The organism is Pseudomonas rhodesiae (assembly GCF_007858255.1).
Classification (GTDB): domain Bacteria; phylum Pseudomonadota; class Gammaproteobacteria; order Pseudomonadales; family Pseudomonadaceae; genus Aquipseudomonas; species Aquipseudomonas rhodesiae.
This window is the reverse complement of record NZ_VFEU01000037.1, coordinates 1-18962: the sequence shown is the minus strand read 5'-3', so window position 1 is coordinate 18962 and position 18962 is coordinate 1. Positions and strand designations below refer to the sequence as shown.

The window sequence follows — 18962 nt, the reverse complement described above, 5'->3', positions numbered from 1 at the left end:
GATGTATCTGTTCCGTCTAGCCATGGCCAGCCTGGCAAACCGCCGCTTCACCGCGATCCTCACCGCGTTCGCCATCGCCTTGTCGGTGTGCCTGCTGTTGGCCGTGGAGCGGGTGCGCGTCGAGGCCCGCAATAGTTTCGCCAGCACCATCAGCGGCACCGACCTGATCGTCGGCGCGCGCTCGGGCTCGGTGAACCTGCTGCTGTACTCGGTGTTCCGCATTGGCAACGCCACCAACAACATCCGCTGGGACAGCTTCGAGCATTTCGCCGCCAGCCCTCAGGTGAAATGGGCGATTCCGATTTCCCTCGGTGACTCCCACCGCGGCTACCGCGTGATGGGCACCAACGCCTCTTACTTCGAGCACTACCAATACGGACGCAAGCAGAACCTCGAACTGGCCAGCGGCCGCGCCTTTGCCAGCGACCCGTTCGAAGTGGTGCTCGGCGCCGAAGTGGCCGACGCGCTGCACTACAAACTCGGCGACAAACTGGTGCTGGCCCACGGCGTAGCGGTGGTCAGCCTGGTGAAGCACGATGACAAGCCGTTCACCGTGGTCGGTATTCTCAAACGCACCGGCACGCCGGTGGACCGCACGCTGCATATCAGCCTCGGCGGCATGGAAGCGATCCACATCGACTGGCACAACGGCGTCCCCGCCCAAGGCAAAGGCCGTATCAGCGCGGACCAGGCGCGCAACATGGACCTTACGCCGCAGGCCATCACCGCTTTTATGCTGGGCCTGAACAACAAGATCTCCACCTTCGCCCTGCAACGGGAGATCAACGAATTTCGCGGCGAGCCGATGCTGGCGATCCTGCCGGGCGTGGCGTTGCAAGAGCTGTGGAGCATGATGGGCACCGCCGAAAAAGCGCTGTTTGTAATCTCGCTGTTCGTGGTGCTGACCGGCCTGATCGGCATGCTCACGGCGATCCTCACCAGCCTCAACGAACGCCGCCGCGAGATGGCGATTTTGCGCTCGGTGGGTGCGCGACCGTGGCACATCGCGACGCTGCTGATCTTCGAAGCTTTCGCCCTGGCGCTGTCAGGAGTAATCGCGGGCGTTGGTTTGCTCTATGTGTGCATCGCCGCCTCGCGCGGTTACTTGCAGGCCAACTACGGCCTGGACCTGCCGATGTCATGGCCGAGCGAATATGAATGGACCCTGCTCGCCGGTATCCTGGCCGCCGCGCTGTTGATGGGCAGCGTGCCCGCGTGGCGCGCCTATCGACAATCCCTGGCCGACGGCCTGTCCATTCGTTTATGAGGAAGGTTTCGATGCGCCGTGCCCTGTTTGCCCTGTTGCTCGTGCTGGCCGTGCCGACCTGGGCCGATGAGCCGCCCAGGGATCTGACCTGGCAGGAAATGATTCCGCCGGACGCGCCGCCGGAAGTGCCCAATATGAAGCCGCTGCACGACCTGTCGAAAATGGCCGATGCCTTGTCCGTGGAAGCGGCGCCAGCGGCCAAGCAGGACTTGCCCAACGCGCCGGTGGTCAAGAGCCTCGACGGCCAGCATATTCGTCTGCCGGGTTATATCGTGCCGTTGGAAGTCAGCGAAGAGGGCCGCACCACCGAGTTTCTGCTGGTGCCGTACTTCGGCGCGTGCATCCATGTGCCGCCGCCGCCGTCAAACCAGATCGTGCATGTCAAAAGCGAAATCGGTGTGAAGCTCGATGAGCTGTACCAGCCGTACTGGATCGAGGGCGCGATGCAGGTCAAGCCGTCCACCAGCGAACTGGCCGACGCCGGTTACCAGATGGACGCCGAGAAAATTTATATGTACGAACTGCCCGAATAGCGCTTATCGCCCTTTCATTGAGCTGAGTCAAAAGACCGAACGGAACGATCTTTACCATTGGACCTACAACTTTTTTAACGTCCTTTGGAGCTCCCATGAACAAGTCTCTGCTCGGCGCGTCCCTCTTCGCGCTCGCCCTCGTCGCCCCTGCCGCCCACGCTCACGAAGCCGGTGACATTCTGGTTCGCGCCGGTGCAATCACCGTGAACCCGAAAGCCGACAGCGGCAGCGTCAAAGTTGACCAGGGCCCTGTGGCCGGCGCCAACCTCGGCGGCAAGGCGAGCATGAGCAGCGACACTCAACTGGGCTTGAACTTCGCCTACATGGTCACCGACCACGTCGGTATCGAACTGCTGGCCGCCACCCCGTTCGAGCACGATGTGAAGCTCAAGAACACCGCCCTCGGCGCCGCCAACGGCAAGCTCGGTACCCTCAAGCACCTGCCGCCGACCCTGAGCGTCGTGTACTACCCGCTGGATAAAAAATCCGCGTTCCAACCGTACGTCGGTGCCGGTATCAACTACACCTGGATCTACGATGAACACGTCGGCAGCCGTGCCGAGAGCGCTGGCTTCAGCAACTTTAAGGCGGAAAACTCCTGGGGTTGGGCCGCACAGATCGGTGCGGACTACATGATCAACGACAAGTGGATGATCAACGCCCAGGCGCGCTACATCGACATCAGCACCAAAGCCACCGTCGAAAACGACGCCGTGGCCCCCGGCACTCGCGCCAAGGTCAATGTGGACGTGGACCCAATGGTCTACATGGTGGGTATCGGCTACAAGTTCTAAGCCTGCTTTAACCAGCACTGCATAACCCATGTGTGAGGGGGCTTGCCCCCGATAGCAAAGTGTCAGTCAACAGGTTCATTGACTGGCCCAGCGCTATCGGGGGGCAAGCCCCCTCTCACATTCAGCTGCGGCGGTAGAAGCGGTCCAGCAAGGCCGGCAACGCCGCCCGCCATGCCCGTGGCTTGATGCCGAAGGTGTGCAGGATTTTCTTGCAGGCGAGCACGCCGTGCTGCGGTTCTTCGTTGGCGTCCGGCCGGGCGGCGTGGGCCTGGGCGGTGGGTGATTCGATGGCCAGCGGATGATAGCCGCGGGCTTCGGTAAGGATCGCCTGGCCCAGCGCCAACGGCGTCGTCGCCTCCTGGCCGGCATAGTGATAGGTGCCCCACAGAGGCGCGGCGCAATCGAGTTGCTTGAGCACCGAAATGATCACCCGTGCGGCATCGTCCACCGGCGTCGGGTTGCCGCGCCGGTCATCGGCCATCAACAATGGCTCCGCTCGTTCGGCCCGTTCCAGAAAACGCCCGAGGGTGCCGTCGACGCTGTCATCCAGTAACCAGCCAAACCGCAGCAACACATGTTGCGGGCACGCCGCACGCACACTCTGTTCGATACGCCACAACGCCTGGCCACGCAGGCCCAGGGGCACCGGCTCATCTTTTTCGCTGTAGGCGGTGGCGCGGGAGCCATCGAATACACGGTAGCTGGACGGTTGCAGCAAGGTGATCGAATGGTGCTGGCACAGTTCGGCCAGGCGTTCGATGGCGAACTCCTGGGCGGCCAGGCGCGCTTCGCTGACCGCTTCGGCCTGGAACCAGTCGAAATAGTAGGCGAGGTTGATCAACGCATCGGGACGGGTGTCGTCGAGCAGTTGGGTGAGGCTCGCGGCATCCCAGCCGTCTTGGGGCGGTTTGGGGGCGAGGAAACCGATATCTTCCTCCGCACCGAGGCGAATCAGCGCCTGCCCGAGGGCATTCCCGCCGCCCAGTAACATAAGGCGCATTCGCATAGATTGAGCAGGCCCGGTCTGTTTGGAACGATGGTGGTTGTCGACAAGGCTGTGGGCCGTGCCGTGGATAGTTGCCAGAATCGTTGCATTTTGCGGGTTTGTAGCGCAACCGTCACGGATAAAGTACGGGTTTGCAACTTGTTGGAACTGGCAGTATCAATCACTCCATGAACGTATCTGAATCAACCGACACGGTCCTGAACGGTTTCCACCCCGCCGTCAGCGCCTGGTTCCGCAGCAGCTTCCCCTCCGTAACCGCTGCCCAGGCCCAGGCGTGGCCGCTGATCCGCCAGCGCCGCTCGACGTTGATCGCCGCGCCCACCGGTTCGGGCAAGACCCTGACGGCGTTTCTGGCGGTGCTCGATGACTTGGTCCACCAGGGGCTGGCCAACGGCGGCGAACTGCCGGATGAGACGCTCGTGGTGTATGTGTCGCCACTCAAGGCGCTGTCCAACGACATCCAGATCAACTTGCAAACCCCGCTGGCGGGCATCACTCGGCACTTGCAACAGCAAGGCCTGCCAGCGCTGACGATACGCACAGCCGTGCGCACCGGCGACACGCCGCAAAAAGACCGCGCGCAGATGCGCAAACGCCCGCCGCATATCCTGGTGACCACTCCGGAATCACTCTACGTGCTGCTGGGCTCGGACTCCGGCCGGCAGATGCTCGCCACCACGCGCACGGTGATCGTCGATGAAATCCACGCCATCGCCGCCGACAAGCGCGGCAGCCACCTGGCCCTGAGCCTGGAGCGTCTGCAAGGCTTGTGCGGCGAACCGCTGATGCGCATCGGCTTGTCGGCCACGCAAAAGCCCATCGAGGCGGTGTCGCGCTTTTTGGTGGGCACGGGCCGCTCCTGCGCCATTGTCGACATCGGCCACGCACGCCCCCGCGACCTGGACATCGAAGTGCCGCCGGTGCCGTTGTCAGCGGTGATGGCCAACGATGTCTGGGAGCTGGTCTACAACCGCCTCGCCGATCTAGCGCGCGAGCACCGCACTACGCTGATCTTCGTCAACACCCGGCGTCTGGCCGAGCGCCTGGCCCGGCATCTGAGCGAGCGCCTGGGCAAATCCGCAGTGGCCGCCCACCACGGCAGCCTGGCCAAGGAGATGCGCCTGGATGCCGAGCAACGCCTCAAGGCCGGCGAGCTGCAAGTGCTGATCGCCACCGCCTCCCTGGAGCTGGGGATCGATATCGGCGACGTCGACCTGGTGTGCCAGATCGGCTCGCCCGGGTCCATCAACGGGTTTCTGCAACGGGTCGGGCGCTCCGGCCACCATGTGGGCGGCACACCCAAGGGCCGTTTGTTCGCCCTCACCCGCGATGATTTGATTGAGTGCGCCGCCCTGCTCGACTGCGTGCGCCGAGGTGAGCTGGACACGCTGCACATCCCCGTGGCACCGCTGGATGTGCTGGCGCAACAGATCATCGCCGAGGTCAGCGCCCAGGAGTGGTCGGAACACGCCCTGCTGGCGCTGATCCACCGCGCCGCGCCTTATGCCGAGCTGGATGAGCGCCACTACCAGGCACTGCTGCACATGCTCGCCGACGGCTATAACGGTCGCCAGGGCATCCGCAGCGCCTACTTGCACCGCGATGCCGTGACCCACACCCTGCGCGGCCGACGTGGCGCACGGCTGACCGCTGTGACCAGCGGCGGCACGATCCCGGACAACGCCGACTACAGCGTCTTGCTCGAACCCCAGGGCTTGAACATTGGCAGCGTCAACGAGGATTTCGCGGTGGAAAGCATCGCCGGGGATATCTTCCAACTGGGCAATACCTCCTACCGCATCCTGCGGGTCGACGCCGGCAAAGTGCGGGTGGAAGACGCCCATGGCCAACCGCCGACCATTCCGTTCTGGCTGGGCGAAGCGCCAGGGCGCAGCCATGAGTTGTCGGCCGCTGTGGCGCGTTTGCAGGGGCATCTGGACAGCCTGCTCGGCGCCACTCCCGGCGACTTGAGCACGGCTTCGGCCTGGCTCACCCAGACCTTGGGCCTGAACCGCGCCAGCGCCGAGCAGATCCTCGATTACCTGGCTCGCGCGCGCCAGGCCTTGAGCGCGCTACCGTCCCAGGACACGCTGATCATGGAGCGGTTTTTCGACGCCTCCGGCGGCACCCAATTGATCATCCACACGCCCTTCGGCAGCCGCATCAACCGCGCCTGGGGCTTGGCCCTGCGCAAACGCTTTTGCCGCACGTTCAACTTCGAATTGCAGGCGGCGGCCAGTGAAAATGCGATCGTGCTGTCGCTGTCCACCAGCCACAGTTTCCCGCTGGACGAAGTATGGCGTTATCTCAACAGCCAGACTGCCGAACACCTGCTGATCCAGGCCGTGCTCGACGCGCCGCTGTTCGGCGTGCGCTGGCGCTGGAACGCCGGCGTGGCCCTGGCGTTGCCGCGCTACACCGGCGGGCGCAAGGTGGCGCCGCAGATCCAGCGCATGAAAAGCGAAGACCTGATCGCCAGCGTGTTCCCCGACCAGATCGCCTGCCTGGAAAACCTCGCCGGCGAGCGTGAAGTGCCGGAACACCCGCTGGTGGAACAAACCCTCGATGATTGCCTGCACGACGCCATGGACAGCGACGGTTGGCTTGCCCTGTTGCGGCGTATGGAAAGCGGCCAAGTGCGCTTGATCAGCCGCGATCTGCCGGCGCCTTCGCCCATGGCCGCGGAAATTCTCAGCGCACGCCCCTACACCTTTCTGGATGATGCGCCGCTGGAGGAGCGACGTACCCAAGCCGTGCTGAACCGCCGCTGGAGCGATCCGCAGAGCACCGACGACCTGGGTGCTCTGGATGCAGAAGCCATCGCTGGCGTACGCGAAGAAGCCTGGCCGGCGCCTCAAGGCGTGGATGAGATGCACGAAGCGCTGATGAGCCTGGGCGGCATCGCTCCCAGCGAAATCACGCCAGCCTGGGCCACGTGGCTGCAAGCGCTGGCCAAAACCGGGCGCGCCCATTGTTTACCCAACGGTCTGTGGGTGGCGGTGGAGCGCCTGAATATCTGGCAGGCGATCATTCCCCACCACCTGGCGCTGCTGCCCGGTTTCGATGAGCCCTGGATTCATGAGGACGCCCTCGCGGAAATACTGCGCGCACGGCTCAGTGCGTTCGGCCCGCAGACCCTGGCCGAGATCGCCGCGCCCCTGGCCTTGCCGGCCACCGACATCGCTCAGGCACTGGCTCGGCTGGAACAGGAAGGCTACGTGCTGCGCGGCCACTTCAGCCCCGGGGCCGACGACGAACAATGGTGCGAACGACACCTGCTGGCGCGCATCCATCGCTACACCGTCAAGCGTCTGCGCCGGGAAATCGAACCGGTGGCGCTGCAAGACTTCATGCGGTTTCTGTTCGATTGGCAGCACTTGTCCGATGAAACCCGTGGCCAAGGCAGCGCCATGCTGGCGCAGATCGTCGGGCAATTCGAAGGCTATGCCGCCGCCGCGTCAGCGTGGGACAGCGATCTACTCAGCGTTCGACTCAAGGATTACTCGCCGACTTGGCTCGATGAGCTATGCCGCAGCGGCAAATGGGTCTGGATGCGCCTGACCGACAAACACAGCGCCAGCGCCCAACGCAGCACGCCGGTGGTGGTACTGCCGCGCAGCCAGGTGGGCATGTGGAGCGGCCTGACCGATGCGGCCGACAGCAGCACGCTGTCGCCCAAGGCGCAGAAAGTCCACGTAGTGTTGCGTGAACACGGCGCGCTGTTTTTCGACGAGCTGGTGCACGAAGCCCATCTCTTGCGCAGCGAGCTGGAAACCGCGCTGCTGGAACTGGTCGGTGCCGGTTTGGTGAATGCCGACAGTTTTGCCGGCCTGCGCGCACTGACCACCCCCGCCAGCAAGCGCCAGGCGCGCAGCAGCCGACGCGGACGCGGGGCGTTTATCGGCGGTATGGACGATGCGGGGCGCTGGGCGCTGATCCGTCGCCCACCGAGCGCCGCCGGCCCGCACTCGGCCGAAACCCTGGAGCATGTGGCGATGACCCTGCTGCGTCGCTACGGCGTGGTGTTCTGGCGCTTGCTGGAACGCGAGGCCGATTGGCTGCCGAGCTGGCGCGAACTGCTGCGCACCTTCCACCGCCTGGAGGCCCGTGGAGAGATTCGCGGCGGACGGTTTGTCAGCGGTCTGGCAGGTGAACAATTTGCCTTGCCGGAAGCCATCCCATTACTGCGCGAAGTGCGGCGTCGGCCCCATGATGGGCGCCTGGTGGCCGTGTGCGGTGCGGACCCGTTGAACCTGGTGGGGACCTTATTGCCGGGCAATAAAGTGCCGGCGGTGAGTGGCAATCGCATCGTGTATCGCGACGGGCTGCCGGCAGCGGTGAGGGTCGGCAGCAAGCAGCAATTGCTGGTGGAGGAAGATCAGCAGGCGGTGCAGGAGAAGTTGATCAGGCTGTAAGCTTGAGGGCCTCATCGGGGGCAAGCCCCCTCCCACACTTTGGCCGCCACTGTGGGAGGGGGCTTGCCCCCGATAGGGCCCTAACACACACCATCAAACAACCGGCGCCTCAGCATCCGGTTCATCCAACTGTGCCCTGCGCATGGGCAGCAACACCTGCTGTGGATAAGTCTGCGCAAAGTGCACCTCGTCACAGTTATCCACAAGCTTTTTCAAGCGCTGGTTGAACGCGCGGCTCACCGCATACTGCCCGCCCGACACGGTGCGAAATTGCGCGGTCAGCACCACGCCGTTGAGGTCCATTTTGTCGACGCCGAATACTTCCAGCGGGCCTTGCAGGTTGTATTTGAGGAACACGTCGTCGCGGATCGACTGCCCCGCCTCGCGGATCAGCTCCACGGCCTTGTCCACATCGGTGTCATAGGTGAACTGCACCGAGAAAAACGCATAGGCGAATTGCCGCGATTGGTTGGTCACCGCCTTGATCTGCCCGAACGGCACCGAATGTACAAAGCCCTTGCCGTCGCGCAGGCGCAGGGTGCGGATGGTCAGGCCTTCGACGGTGCCGGCGTGGCCGGAGTCGAGCACTACCCAATCGCCGATCGACAGCGTGTCTTCGATGATGATAAACAGGCCGGTGATCACATCCTGCACCAACTGCTGGGAACCAAAACCAATCGCCAGACCGACCACACCGGCACCCGCCAGCAGCGGCGCGACATTGATGCCAAGGTTGGCCATAGTGGTGATCGCGCAGATCACCACCAGAATGATCTTCACCGCATTGCGCAGCAGCGGCAGGATGGTTTTGACCCGGGTGCTGGGTTGGCGGCTGGAGCGTTTGTTTACCGGCGGCTTGAGCGCTTCCTGGATCGCAGTGTCGAGCACCACCCAAAACAGCCATGTCACCAGCAGGATCAGGCCGATGCTGCTTAGGGAGTCACTGATCGCCCGGCCCACCGAATTGCGTTGGGCGAATTCAAACAGCGACACGCCCCAGATGCGCCCAAGAATCTCGATAAAGGCAATCGCCATAACGATGCGCAGGACCGCATGCAACAGGCTGAGGAAGCGCTCCTTATAGGCGCTGCTGCGCTGGATTGCCACCTGGCTGCGGGACTTGAACAGGTGTTGCAGCACCGTGCTGAGAAACACCGTGCCGATCAACAAAATGGTGGTGAACAGCGCGCAACGCAGGGCTTTCTGGTTATCGTCGCCGGCACCGATCAGGTTGATCGCCGAGACCAACACCATCAACAGGATTGGCCAGTACCACAACCCGGAAAACACCCGCAGCGACTGCTGCAACGCCGGATGCTTGAGGCGCTGGGCCAGCGGCCGATTCCGGATTAAATGCGCCACTGGCCGACGCAGGCGCACCACCAGCACGCCAAAAATCACCGCCGCGAACAGGCCGGTGAACACCGCGATACTGCTGGTGATATTGCCGCCGAACTGCCGTGCGATCTGTGGGCTGGTCAGTGCATCGCTGAGGGCGGCGAGAAAACCGATCAGGAACAGCGGCTTTGGGCAGTACTCGCGAATAATCCGCACCGCGCGCCGTTTATGCCCGAGGTTGAACATGACGATCACGCACAGCAGCACCGAGGTAGAGAAGATGCCGCTGCTGGTCGCGTAGGCAAAACACAGCGCCAGCGCCCGACCAATGGACGGGGAAAGAAAATGGCTGACGTACAGGGTCAGCGGCAGACAAATCAGTGCCGGAATCGTATAGGGCACGACATAACTGAGCACACCCAACAGGCGCTCCCGCCGCTCGAAGAAAGAACGCTGGCCAAGACGCCGCACAATCAGCCGACCGAGCAGAGTCAACAGGGTAAAGGCGCCGATCCACACACCGGACAGCAGCAGAAAGTCCCCGGCGACGCTCCACGGCGAACGCTGCGCGGTCTGGTTGACCAGACGCCCGACTTCATCGGCGGCGCGGTCCGCGCGCAAGCGCCAGGCATCGATAAGGTTCTGATTGAGATCGAGCTTGTCCTGCACCTCATCGAGGCTGGAGCTGATCGCGCCGAGAAGGCCGCCCTCCACCAGCAACTCCGGCTTGGCCGGGGCTTCGGGTTCAGGCGCGGTAGCCGCGGCGTGCAATGCGCCGCTGCCACACAACAGCAGCGCACCAAGCAGTAATGCAGTCTTTGAATTCAGCAAAACACCGGGCTCCTTCGCGTAGGTCTGTAAGGAACTGACGGGTTTGCTTCCTGATCGTTCCCGAGAATGTGCCGTCTGTAGGAATCGCGAAACTTTCCGCCAAATCCGGCAGTCATCCAACAACGCAGGCAAACCGGCCTGGCCTTGACAGGAGCAACCATGGCGGCGATTCACATCGGCATATCCGGCTGGCGCTATACGCCCTGGCGCGGGGACTTCTACCCCGAAGGGCTGCCCCAGAAACGCGAATTGCAGTTTGCGTCACGCGCCGTCAACAGCATCGAGATCAACGGCTCGTTCTATGCGCTGCAAACGCCCAAGCGCTATGCCGAGTGGTACGCCGATACGCCTGAAGGTTTTATGTTCAGCGTCAAGGCCCCGCGCTATATCACCCACATCCTGCGCTTGCGGGATGTGCATAAGCCAATGGCGAATTTTTTTGCCTCCGGGGTGCTGGAGCTGAAAGAAAAACTCGGCCCGGTGCTCTGGCAGTTTCCACCCAGTTTCAAGTTCGATGCGCCGCTGTTCGAGGCGTTTCTAAAGGAGCTGCCCACCGACACCCAGCAAGCCGCCACCCTCGCCCGCCAGCATGAGGCGCGCCTGAACGGCAAGGCGAGCATGCAGGCCCACGGCAAGCGTGCGCTGCGCCATGCGGTTGAGATCCGGCATAAAAGCTTTGTCACCCCCGAGTTTGTAAAGCTGCTGGCACAGCACAACGTAGCGCTGGTGGTGGCCGACACCGCCGGCAAGTGGCCGTATGCCGAGGACGTGACTGCCGACTTTGTGTACCTGCGCCTGCACGGCGACAAGCAGTTGTACGCCAGCGGTTATACCGATGCAGCACTCAAACGCTGGGGCGAGCGCATCGACTGCTGGCGCCACGGCAAACAGTCTGCCGATGCTCACCTGATCGACCCGCACCACACGCCACCGGCACGTAAGCAACGCGACGTGTTCTGTTTTTTCGACAATGACATCAAGGTGCGCGCGCCTTTCGATGCCCGCCAATTGCTGCAGCGTTTCGCGCTGGACAAGCACTTGGCCACCGCACCCGGACAACTGCCGGAACCGGGAGTGTTGCCATGACCCACCCTGAATTGATCCCCATCACCCCCACGGCGCCGATCACGCGCTTTACCGTGCTGACGGTGAATATCCACAAGGGCTTCACCGCACTCAACCGCCGCTTCATCCTGCCCGAGCTGCGCGAAGCGGTGCGCAGCATCGGCGCCGACATGGTGTTTTTGCAGGAGATCCACGGTACCCACGAGCAACACCCGCAGCGCTACAGCAACTGGCCGAACATGCCGCAGTACGAGTTCCTCGCCGACAGCATCTGGCCGCAGTTCGCCTATGGGCGTAACGCGGTCTACCCCCACGGCGACCACGGCAATGCGCTGCTTTCGAAGTTCCAGATCGTGCGCTACGACAACCTCGACATCTCCCAGAGCGGCCACGAAAACCGTGGCCTGCTGCATTGCGTGCTGCGCTTGCCGGGCACGGGTCAGGAGGTGCACGCGATCTGCATCCATCTGGGCCTGCGTGAGGTGCATCGTCAGCAGCAATTGCGCCTGCTGGAGCAACGCATCGCGGAAATTCCGGCGGATGCACCGTTGCTGGTGGCGGGGGATTTCAACGATTGGCGGCAAAAAGCCGACTTGAGCCGCAGCGGTCTGACCGAAGTATTCGTTGGCGCCCACGGCAAACCGGCGCGGACCTTCCCGGCGCGCCTGCCGTTGTTGGCGCTGGACCGCATCTACGTGCGCAACCTCACCGCCCATAACCCCCGGGTGCTGACTACACGGCCCTGGTCCCATCTGTCAGATCATGTGCCGCTGTCGGTGGAGATCGAACTATGAACATTGCGGTAGAACACATTTCCACCGATCAGCCGCCGGACGAAGCCAAGGCCCGCGACCTCGATTACGGCTGGCAGAGCGGCAATCAAGTCGAGCTGCTGGAGAATGGCGAGGCGTACTTCCCCAGGGTGTTCGAGGCCATGCGCCAAGCCCAGCGCGAGATCCTGCTGGAGACCTTCATTCTGTTCGAAGACAAGGTGGGCAATGAGCTGCAGAGTATTTTGATCGAAGCGGCGCAACGGGGCGTCAAGGTGGTCGCCAGCCTCGACGGTTTTGGCAGCGGCGAGTTGAGCCCGGCGTTCCTCGGTGCGTTGGCGGATGCGGGCGTGGCGGTGCAGATGTTCGACCCGGCGTCCAAGACGTTGGGCATTCGCACCAACTGGTTTCGCCGTCTGCACCGCAAGATCGTGGTGGTGGACGCTACCGTGGGGTTTATCGGCGGGATCAATTTTTCCGCCGACCACCTCGGCGATTTCGGCCCGGAAGCCAAACAGGATTACGCGGTGCAAATCACCGGCCCGGCGGTTGCCGACCTGCATCATTTCGCATTGGCGCAAAGCGGCCGCCAAGTGCGCACCCGACGTGGCTGGCGGCGGCGCCAGCAACGGCCCTCGGTATGGCCGGCCGAGCAAGGTGACGGTCAGGTGCGCCTGATTTACCGCGACAATCTGCAACACCGGGACGACATCGAAGAGGCGTATATCCATGCGTTGAGCAAGGCGCAAAAACGCGCGGTGATCGCCAACGCTTATTTCTTCCCCGGTTACCGGCTGCTGCGTGAGATCCGCAACGCCGCGCGGCGCGGGGTGCATGTGCAATTGATCATGCAGGGCCAACCCGATGTACTGCTGGCCAAGCTGGCGGCGCGCATGCTCTACGACTACCTGCTCAAGGACGGCGTGGTGATCCACGAATACTGCCAGCGCCCGCTGCACGGCAAAGTGGCGCTGGTGGATGACGAATGGAGCACCGTCGGTTCGAGCAACCTGGACCCGCTGAGTCTGGCGCTCAACCTGGAAGCCAACGTGCTGATCCGTGATCGTGCGTTCAACCAGCAGTTGTACGAACGCTTGGAGGCACTGGCGAACAACCACTGCAAGACCATGCCGGAAAACCGCAAGCCACGCCTGTGGCTGTGGCGCCTGACCGTGGGTTTCCTGGTGTTCCATGTGATGCGCCATTTCCCCGTGCTGACGGGTTGGCTGCCGGCCCATAAACCGCGTTTGAAACCTTTCGAGAGCCAGGCCCATGACCACTGAAACCGGCGGTTCACGCTTCAAGCGCTGGAAAAAACCGCTGACCATCGCGTTCTTCCTGCTGCTGATCGTGCTGTTCACGATGCTCGCGCGCCGCATCGACTGGAGCGAAGTGGTGCAGACCTTGGGCGACTTCAAGCTGCGCACCCTGCTGATCGCCAGCGCGTTGACCCTGTGCAGTTTCATCGTCTACGCCTGCTTCGACCTGATCGGCCGCACCTACATCCGCCAGCCGTTGCGCTGGAAGCAGATTTTGCCGGTGGGCATCATCAGCTACGCGTTCAACCTCAATCTCAGTGCGTGGGTGGGCGGTATCGCCATGCGCTATCGGCTGTATTCGCGGCTGGGGGTGAGCACCAGCAATATCGCCAAGATCCTAGGCCTGAGCCTGGCCACCAACTGGTTCGGTTACATGGCCCTGGCCGGCGTGGTGTTCAGCAGCGGCCTGGTGGCCCTGCCGCCGGGCTGGAAATTGAGCAGCGGCGCCTTGCAGGGTGTGGGGGTGTTGCTGGTATTGGCGAGCCTGGGCTACCTGGCGGCCTGCCGGTTCTCGAAGAAGCGCGCGTGGTCGATCCGCGGTATCGAAATCAACCTGCCGTCGCTGCGCATGGCGTGTCTGCAATTGGCATTGGGCGCGCTGAACTGGTCGTTGATGGCGGCGGTGATTTTCACCCTGCTGCCGGCCAAGCTGGACTACCCACTGGTGCTCGGCGTGCTGCTGATCAGCGCGATTGCCGGGGTGGTTACGCATATCCCGGCCGGGCTCGGGGTGCTGGAGGCGGTGTTTATCGCGCTGCTGCAACACGAGGCATCGCGCGGCAGCCTGCTGGCCGGGCTGATTGCGTACCGGGCGATCTATTTTATCTGCCCGTTGCTGATTGCCTTGGTCATGTACTTGGGCGTTGAAGCCAAGGCCAAGGCGCTGCGGGTGAAGAAAACACCCGCATAGGGCTTAGCGCGACTGGATGATGCTCAAGCGCTCGCCCACCACCATCTCGGTGATCCAGTCCACCAGGATCGAGGTATAAGCCTGCTGGGACACCGGATCGCTGAGGGAATGGTCGGCACCGTCGATGATGCGGTGGGTCAGCGAGTGAGTATGCCGGCATGCCGCGCGGTAACTCATGATGGTGGCGTGGGGCACGTGGTCGTCGGTTTCCGATTCGACGATCAATACATCCCCGGTAAACACCGAACACGCGTGCAGGGCACGATTGGTCTCGGCCTGCACCAGGGTACTGCGGTAATCCATCAAGTCGGCTTTATCCAAGTCGCGCTTGGGCTTGAGCCATTCCTGATCGCGGTAAAGCGCCGGTACCCGCAATGCCAGCCAACGCACCGGGCGTAACGAGGTGAGGATTGCCGCCAGGTAACCGCCGTAGCTGGTGCCCACCACCGCCACCGCCGTGGTGTCGATGGCCGGGTGCGCGATCAACCGGTCATAGGCGGCCAGCAGGTCGCGCAGGTTGTCTTCGCGCGTCACCCGCGACAGCGGAATACCGGTGCCGGCGTGACCTCGCAGGTCGAAGGTCAGGCATACACAACCCAGGCCCGCAATACCTTTGGCCCGCTCCAAGTCACGCTCCTGGCTACCGCCCCAGCCGTGCACAAACAACACGCCGGGCACCTTGGATTTGGGGCTCAGGAATGTGCCGCTCATTTGTTCGTCGTCGATGTCGATCGCAATACTTTCGCTTCTAGCCGTCATAAGAATTGACCGTTACGTACTTGAGAAGAAATTCGCTGTGTTCCGCCGGGCCTCGGTACACCTCGATGGCATCCGCCGGCAGCGCTTGGTGCTCGTAAGTCTCCACCGAGGACACATAAATGGCCTTCAGGCCCGGATGGTTGATAAAGCTCTGTAGCGCAGCGACCTCCGCGCTGCTGGCACCGCCCATGCGCCAGGACTGTTCGAGTACGCCGCTGCGGCGCTGGCCCTGGCTGTCCAGGCCTTGGGCGATATCGTAGTTGCGCCGCGAGGCGTAGAACCCTGGGTAACATTGGTCGGCGGCGGCGTCGAATACCCTGGCCTGCTCGACCGCCAGGCGCACGTCGTCGGGCAGCGCCAGTGCAAGCAGGTCGGCATAATCGCCAGGCACCACGAGCAGGTTGGAGCCACCGTAGACCTCTTCGCCCTGCCCGTCCCGCGTCAGGTATTGCTGGCCGCAGTAACTGAGCACGTAATCGCCGATAAAGCTCTGGCCCACGCTGTGGGTGACGACGTCGTGCAGGTCCTGCTCCAGCACTACGCCGTCGTTGAACATTGCCGCTGCTTCCGGGCGCGCCAGCACGGCATCCAGTTCGTCGAGGCTGCGGATCACTTGTTGACCGCGCCCTGCGCAGGCATGCACGGGTTTCAGGCGGATCGGCCCGCTGTACAGCAGGCGCGTGGCAGCCTCCCGCGCATCGCCCAAGGCAAATACGCTGAGCCCGTCGAGCACCACATCGCGCACTTGCTCGCAGAACTGCGCCGACCAGCCCTCCGGTGCCTTGGCATCCGGGCCGAGCAAGCCATGGCTGATGGCTTTGGTGCAGATGAAAGCGTGATCCACATATCCGCCCCACAGATCGTCCGGACCTTGGATATTCAAAGCGCGGGCCTGTTCTTGGCCGACAATGGTTTGCGTAGGCAATAAGTAGAGATCGCGCCCCGCATGCTGCTGCGGGTCATAACTGCCAGCGAACTTGAGCCCGAGGATTTGCGCCAGCCAACGGGCCAGGGCGCGATTGGTGTCGACTTCATGCTGGGGCGCTCCATCGCGCGTGGAATGCGCCGCCACAGATTTTTTGCGTTGAATCGGGGTCATGCGTCCCCCTTGGCCATCCTGCCATGTGTGTAGAAGGACAGTTGCAGGGATCAGGCCAACCCCAAGTAGAGGGACAGCGCTGGCAAATCAGTCAGTTATGCTCAAAGCGATAGCCATTGGCCTGTTTGATTCTGCACGACCTCTTCTAGCGCCTCCGGCGTTCTGCACGATTCAAACGCCAAAACGACTACGGTAGTCGCTCGGCGCCAAGCCGGTGATCTTCTTGAAGGTGGCGCGAAAGGCACTGGGGTCTTGATAACCCACGGTCCAAGCGATGTGGTCGATGGTGCCATTGGTGAATTCCAGCATTTGCCGCGCCTTGCCAACCCTCAGGTGCTGGCAGTATTCGGTGGGTTTGAGCCCGGTGGCATTGCGAAAACGGCGCAGGAACGTGCGCTCTTCCAGTCCCGCCTGCTGCGCCATGGCTGCAACGGACACATCCACCGCGCCGCTGGCCTGCAACCAATGCTGGACCTTGAGAATCGCCCCATCGCCATGGCTGAGGATCGGCGCAAAGTTGCTGCCGCACTGGCTGGCGCTGTCGCTGTGCTCGATCACCAGGAAACGCGCGGTGTCGGCGGCGATACTCGGCCCCATCAGGCGGTCGACCAGGCGCAAGCCCAATTCGGACCAGGCCATCAGCCCGGCGGTGGTGATGAGGTCGCCGTCGTCCACAATCGGCTTATCCGCCTCCAGCCGCACCGACGGGTACAGCGCGGCAAACGACTCGGCGGATGACCAATGGGTGGTGGCGCTGCGCCCGTCCAGCAGGCCGCTGCGCGCCAGCATGATCGAACCGATGCACACGCCGCCGAGCACCGTACCGCCGGCATGCCTTTTACGCAGCCATGCCAGCAGAGTCGGCGGCGCCTGGTCGTCAGTGAAGCCACAAATCGAGGGCGGCACCAGCACAGCCATCAGCGGCAGATCCGGGCCGGGCTGGCTGTCGAATATCCGCACAGGTTCACCCCCGGCCTGCACTTGCCAATGGCTGATGCGCAGCAACGGTAGCTGGGCGGACGCATGTTCGGCAGCGATGCGATTGGCCACGCCGAACAGATCGGTCAAACCATGCACCGCGGCCAATTGCGCGCCCTGGTAGATCAGCACACCCAGCTCAACGGTGGAGCGTTCCACGGCCATTGTCAGTTTTCCCCCTGTTATTGTCGGTGCTGCCAATCCTCGGGCGCGGCGCCAGCTAAGATACTGGGCCCATCAACCCATCACGAGGCAACCTCCATGGCCAAGCAGGCGCTCATCCTAATCGATATCCAGAACGACTACTTCCCCCAGGGCAAGTGGCCGCTCGACGGCGTGCAAGCCGCTGCCGATAAGGCGGCGCAGGTGCTGCAAGCCTTTCGCCAGGCCGGCGATGCGGTGATTCATGTGCGTCATGAGTTTACGTCCGAGGATGCACCCTTCTTCACTCCAGGCTCCGAAGGTGCACACCTGCACAGCCAGGTGCTCAATCAAGGCGATGAGCCAGTGGTGCTCAAGCATTTCGTGAACGCGTTTCGCGAAACCAACCTGCGCGCGTTGCTCGAACAACGCAGCATCACCGAACTGGTGGTAGTGGGCAGCATGAGCCATATGTGCATCGACGGCGTGGTGCGGGCTGCGGCAGACATGGGCTACACCGTCACCGTGATCCATGATGCGTGCGCCACCCGCGATCTGGAGTTCAACGGCCAAGTGATTCCCGCAGCGCAGGTGCATGGCGCCTATATGGCGTCACTGGCATTCGGTTATGCGGGCGTGGTGTCGGCGGAGGAGTTTCTGAAAGCGCAAACGGCGACGGCCTGACCGCCACCATTAAGGGACGCTTTAGCGCGTGGCGATGATGAACAGACGCGGGAACGGCAACAGCACGGTGCCGTCAGCCAGAGCCGGATAACCTTGGGTGATCCGCGCCTGGTATTCCTGTAGGAAAGCGACTCTTTCTTCGTCGGTCAACGGCGCAAGAAAAGGTCGCAGCCCTGTGCCCTTGAACCACTCCACCACGGCCCCATGATCGGCCAACGGATGTTGGTAGGTGGTGCGCCATACGTCGACCGTGCTGCAGTGCTTGCTCAGCAGTTCGTAGTAGTAGCCAGGCGCATGCCGCTCGTTGTGTTTGAAGCCACCAATCTTCGCCGCCCACGGGCCATCGGCAGCGACTTCGCGAGCGAGCCGGTGCGCAGGTTCATCAAGGTTGTCCGGCGTCTGCACGGCCAAGGTGCCGCCGGGCGTCAGTTGCTGGATCAGGTGCGGGTACAACGTAGCGTGGTCGGGCAGCCATTGCAGCGAGGCGTTGGCCAGAATCACATCGAAAGACTGGGACGGCTGCCACGCGCCAATATCCGCCAGTTCGAAATTCAAGGCAGGCAAACGCTTACGGGCGTCGATCAACATATCGTCGGAGCTGTCGATGCCAGTGATGTGCGCCTGCGGGAAACGCGCCGCTAATACTTCGGTGGAGTTGCCTGGACCGCAACCCAGATCAACGGCCGTGCGCACCTCGACGGTGGGGATGGCGGCAACCAGATCACGCACCGGGCGGGTACGTTGCTGTTCGAACATCGTGTATTGCTTGGCTGACCAGGTCATCGCGGCTTTCCGTTTCTAGAGGTTGGCCCTAGCCTAAATTCTGTGACCGGTGAGGACAACTGGGCGGTTTAACCGGTAATAAAAAACCCCCGAAGCCTGGACTATCGGGGGTTTTCGTTTCGAAGCTTTAAGCCCTAGAGCTTTTCCAAACACCTTGATCTTGGATCCCAAAAGAAAAAGCCAAAAAAATGAATTGCTTTCATTGGGTTACATGCACGCTCCACCCACCAGTCAAATAATGTAATAAATTACGTAAATTTTTTGCCATTC

At 62.6% G+C, this 18962-nt stretch carries 15 protein-coding genes; 9 read left to right on the top strand and 6 right to left on the bottom strand.

Translation table 11 applies throughout. The features are described from left to right. Window position 1: 1 nt before the first annotated feature. The 3 genes from FIV35_RS27490 (at window position 2) to FIV35_RS27480 (ending at window position 2594) form a co-directional block, all read left to right on the top strand. Complete coding sequence (locus FIV35_RS27490; protein ID WP_034139467.1) at window positions 2-1267, top strand: ABC transporter permease; 1266 nt, start codon at window positions 2-4, stop codon at window positions 1265-1267. Between the two features lie 11 nt (window positions 1268-1278). Then, the gene (locus FIV35_RS27485) at window positions 1279-1800 is read left to right on the top strand and encodes a DUF3299 domain-containing protein (protein WP_034139468.1); all 522 of its coding nucleotides are present in this window, start codon (window positions 1279-1281) and stop codon (window positions 1798-1800) included. A gap of 95 nt (window positions 1801-1895) precedes the next feature. Further along, the gene (locus FIV35_RS27480; RefSeq protein WP_034139469.1) at window positions 1896-2594 is read left to right on the top strand and encodes an OmpW/AlkL family protein; all 699 of its coding nucleotides are present in this window, start codon (window positions 1896-1898) and stop codon (window positions 2592-2594) included. Window positions 2595-2715: 121 nt separating this feature from the next. On the opposite strand, the gene FIV35_RS27475 is transcribed toward FIV35_RS27480, so the two are convergent. After that, window positions 2716-3600 carry a sugar nucleotide-binding protein gene (locus tag FIV35_RS27475; RefSeq protein ID WP_034139470.1) on the bottom strand — a complete coding sequence of 295 codons (885 nt, stop codon included), beginning with the start codon at window positions 3598-3600 and terminating at the stop codon, window positions 2716-2718. A gap of 167 nt (window positions 3601-3767) precedes the next feature. On the opposite strand from FIV35_RS27475, the gene FIV35_RS27470 reads away from it, so the two are divergent. Then, the gene (locus tag FIV35_RS27470; RefSeq protein WP_034139471.1) at window positions 3768-8015 is read left to right on the top strand and encodes an Lhr family helicase; all 4248 of its coding nucleotides are present in this window, start codon (window positions 3768-3770) and stop codon (window positions 8013-8015) included. A 93-nt stretch (window positions 8016-8108) separates the two neighbouring features. Here the strand turns inward: FIV35_RS27470 and FIV35_RS27465 are convergent, their stop codons facing one another. After that, window positions 8109-10184, bottom strand: coding sequence for a mechanosensitive ion channel family protein (locus FIV35_RS27465; RefSeq protein ID WP_034139472.1), 2076 nt, complete (start codon window positions 10182-10184; stop codon window positions 8109-8111). A 159-nt stretch (window positions 10185-10343) separates the two neighbouring features. Here FIV35_RS27465 and FIV35_RS27460 point away from each other — a divergent pair, with 159 nt between their 5' ends. The 4 genes from FIV35_RS27460 to FIV35_RS27445 are packed head-to-tail and all read left to right on the top strand — an operon-like array spanning window position 10344 to window position 14248. Beyond that, entirely contained in the window at window positions 10344-11270 is a 927-nt protein-coding gene (locus FIV35_RS27460; RefSeq protein WP_034139473.1) for a DUF72 domain-containing protein, read from the top strand. Next, on the top strand, window positions 11267-12043 hold the full coding sequence (locus FIV35_RS27455) for an endonuclease/exonuclease/phosphatase family protein (RefSeq protein WP_034100983.1): 777 nt from the start codon (window positions 11267-11269) through the stop codon (window positions 12041-12043). The genes FIV35_RS27460 and FIV35_RS27455 overlap by 4 nt, the downstream gene beginning before the upstream one ends. Further along, the gene (clsB, locus tag FIV35_RS27450; RefSeq protein WP_034139474.1) at window positions 12040-13302 is read left to right on the top strand and encodes a cardiolipin synthase ClsB; all 1263 of its coding nucleotides are present in this window, start codon (window positions 12040-12042) and stop codon (window positions 13300-13302) included. Before FIV35_RS27455 ends, clsB begins: the two co-directional genes overlap by 4 nt. Beyond that, complete coding sequence (locus FIV35_RS27445) at window positions 13292-14248, top strand: lysylphosphatidylglycerol synthase domain-containing protein (RefSeq protein ID WP_034139475.1); 957 nt, start codon at window positions 13292-13294, stop codon at window positions 14246-14248. The genes clsB and FIV35_RS27445 overlap by 11 nt, the downstream gene beginning before the upstream one ends. Window positions 14249-14251: 3 nt before the next feature. Here the strand turns inward: FIV35_RS27445 and FIV35_RS27440 are convergent, their stop codons facing one another. From FIV35_RS27440 to FIV35_RS27430, 3 genes are all read right to left on the bottom strand, one after another. Then, window positions 14252-15007 carry an alpha/beta hydrolase family protein gene (locus tag FIV35_RS27440; protein WP_034139476.1) on the bottom strand — a complete coding sequence of 252 codons (756 nt, stop codon included), beginning with the start codon at window positions 15005-15007 and terminating at the stop codon, window positions 14252-14254. Further along, window positions 14997-16106, bottom strand: coding sequence for a DUF3182 family protein (locus tag FIV35_RS27435; protein ID WP_034139477.1), 1110 nt, complete (start codon window positions 16104-16106; stop codon window positions 14997-14999). Before FIV35_RS27435 ends, FIV35_RS27440 begins: the two co-directional genes overlap by 11 nt. Before the next feature lie 171 nt (window positions 16107-16277). Then, entirely contained in the window at window positions 16278-17249 is a 972-nt protein-coding gene (locus FIV35_RS27430; protein WP_034139478.1) for a GlxA family transcriptional regulator, read from the bottom strand. A 96-nt stretch (window positions 17250-17345) separates the two neighbouring features. Here FIV35_RS27430 and FIV35_RS27425 point away from each other — a divergent pair, with 96 nt between their 5' ends. Beyond that, window positions 17346-17909, top strand: coding sequence for a cysteine hydrolase family protein (locus FIV35_RS27425; RefSeq protein WP_034139479.1), 564 nt, complete (start codon window positions 17346-17348; stop codon window positions 17907-17909). 21 nt (window positions 17910-17930) lie between these two features. On the opposite strand, the gene tam is transcribed toward FIV35_RS27425, so the two are convergent. Continuing rightward, entirely contained in the window at window positions 17931-18692 is a 762-nt protein-coding gene (gene tam, locus FIV35_RS27420; RefSeq protein ID WP_034139480.1) for a trans-aconitate 2-methyltransferase, read from the bottom strand. Window positions 18693-18962: the final 270 nt, after the last annotated feature.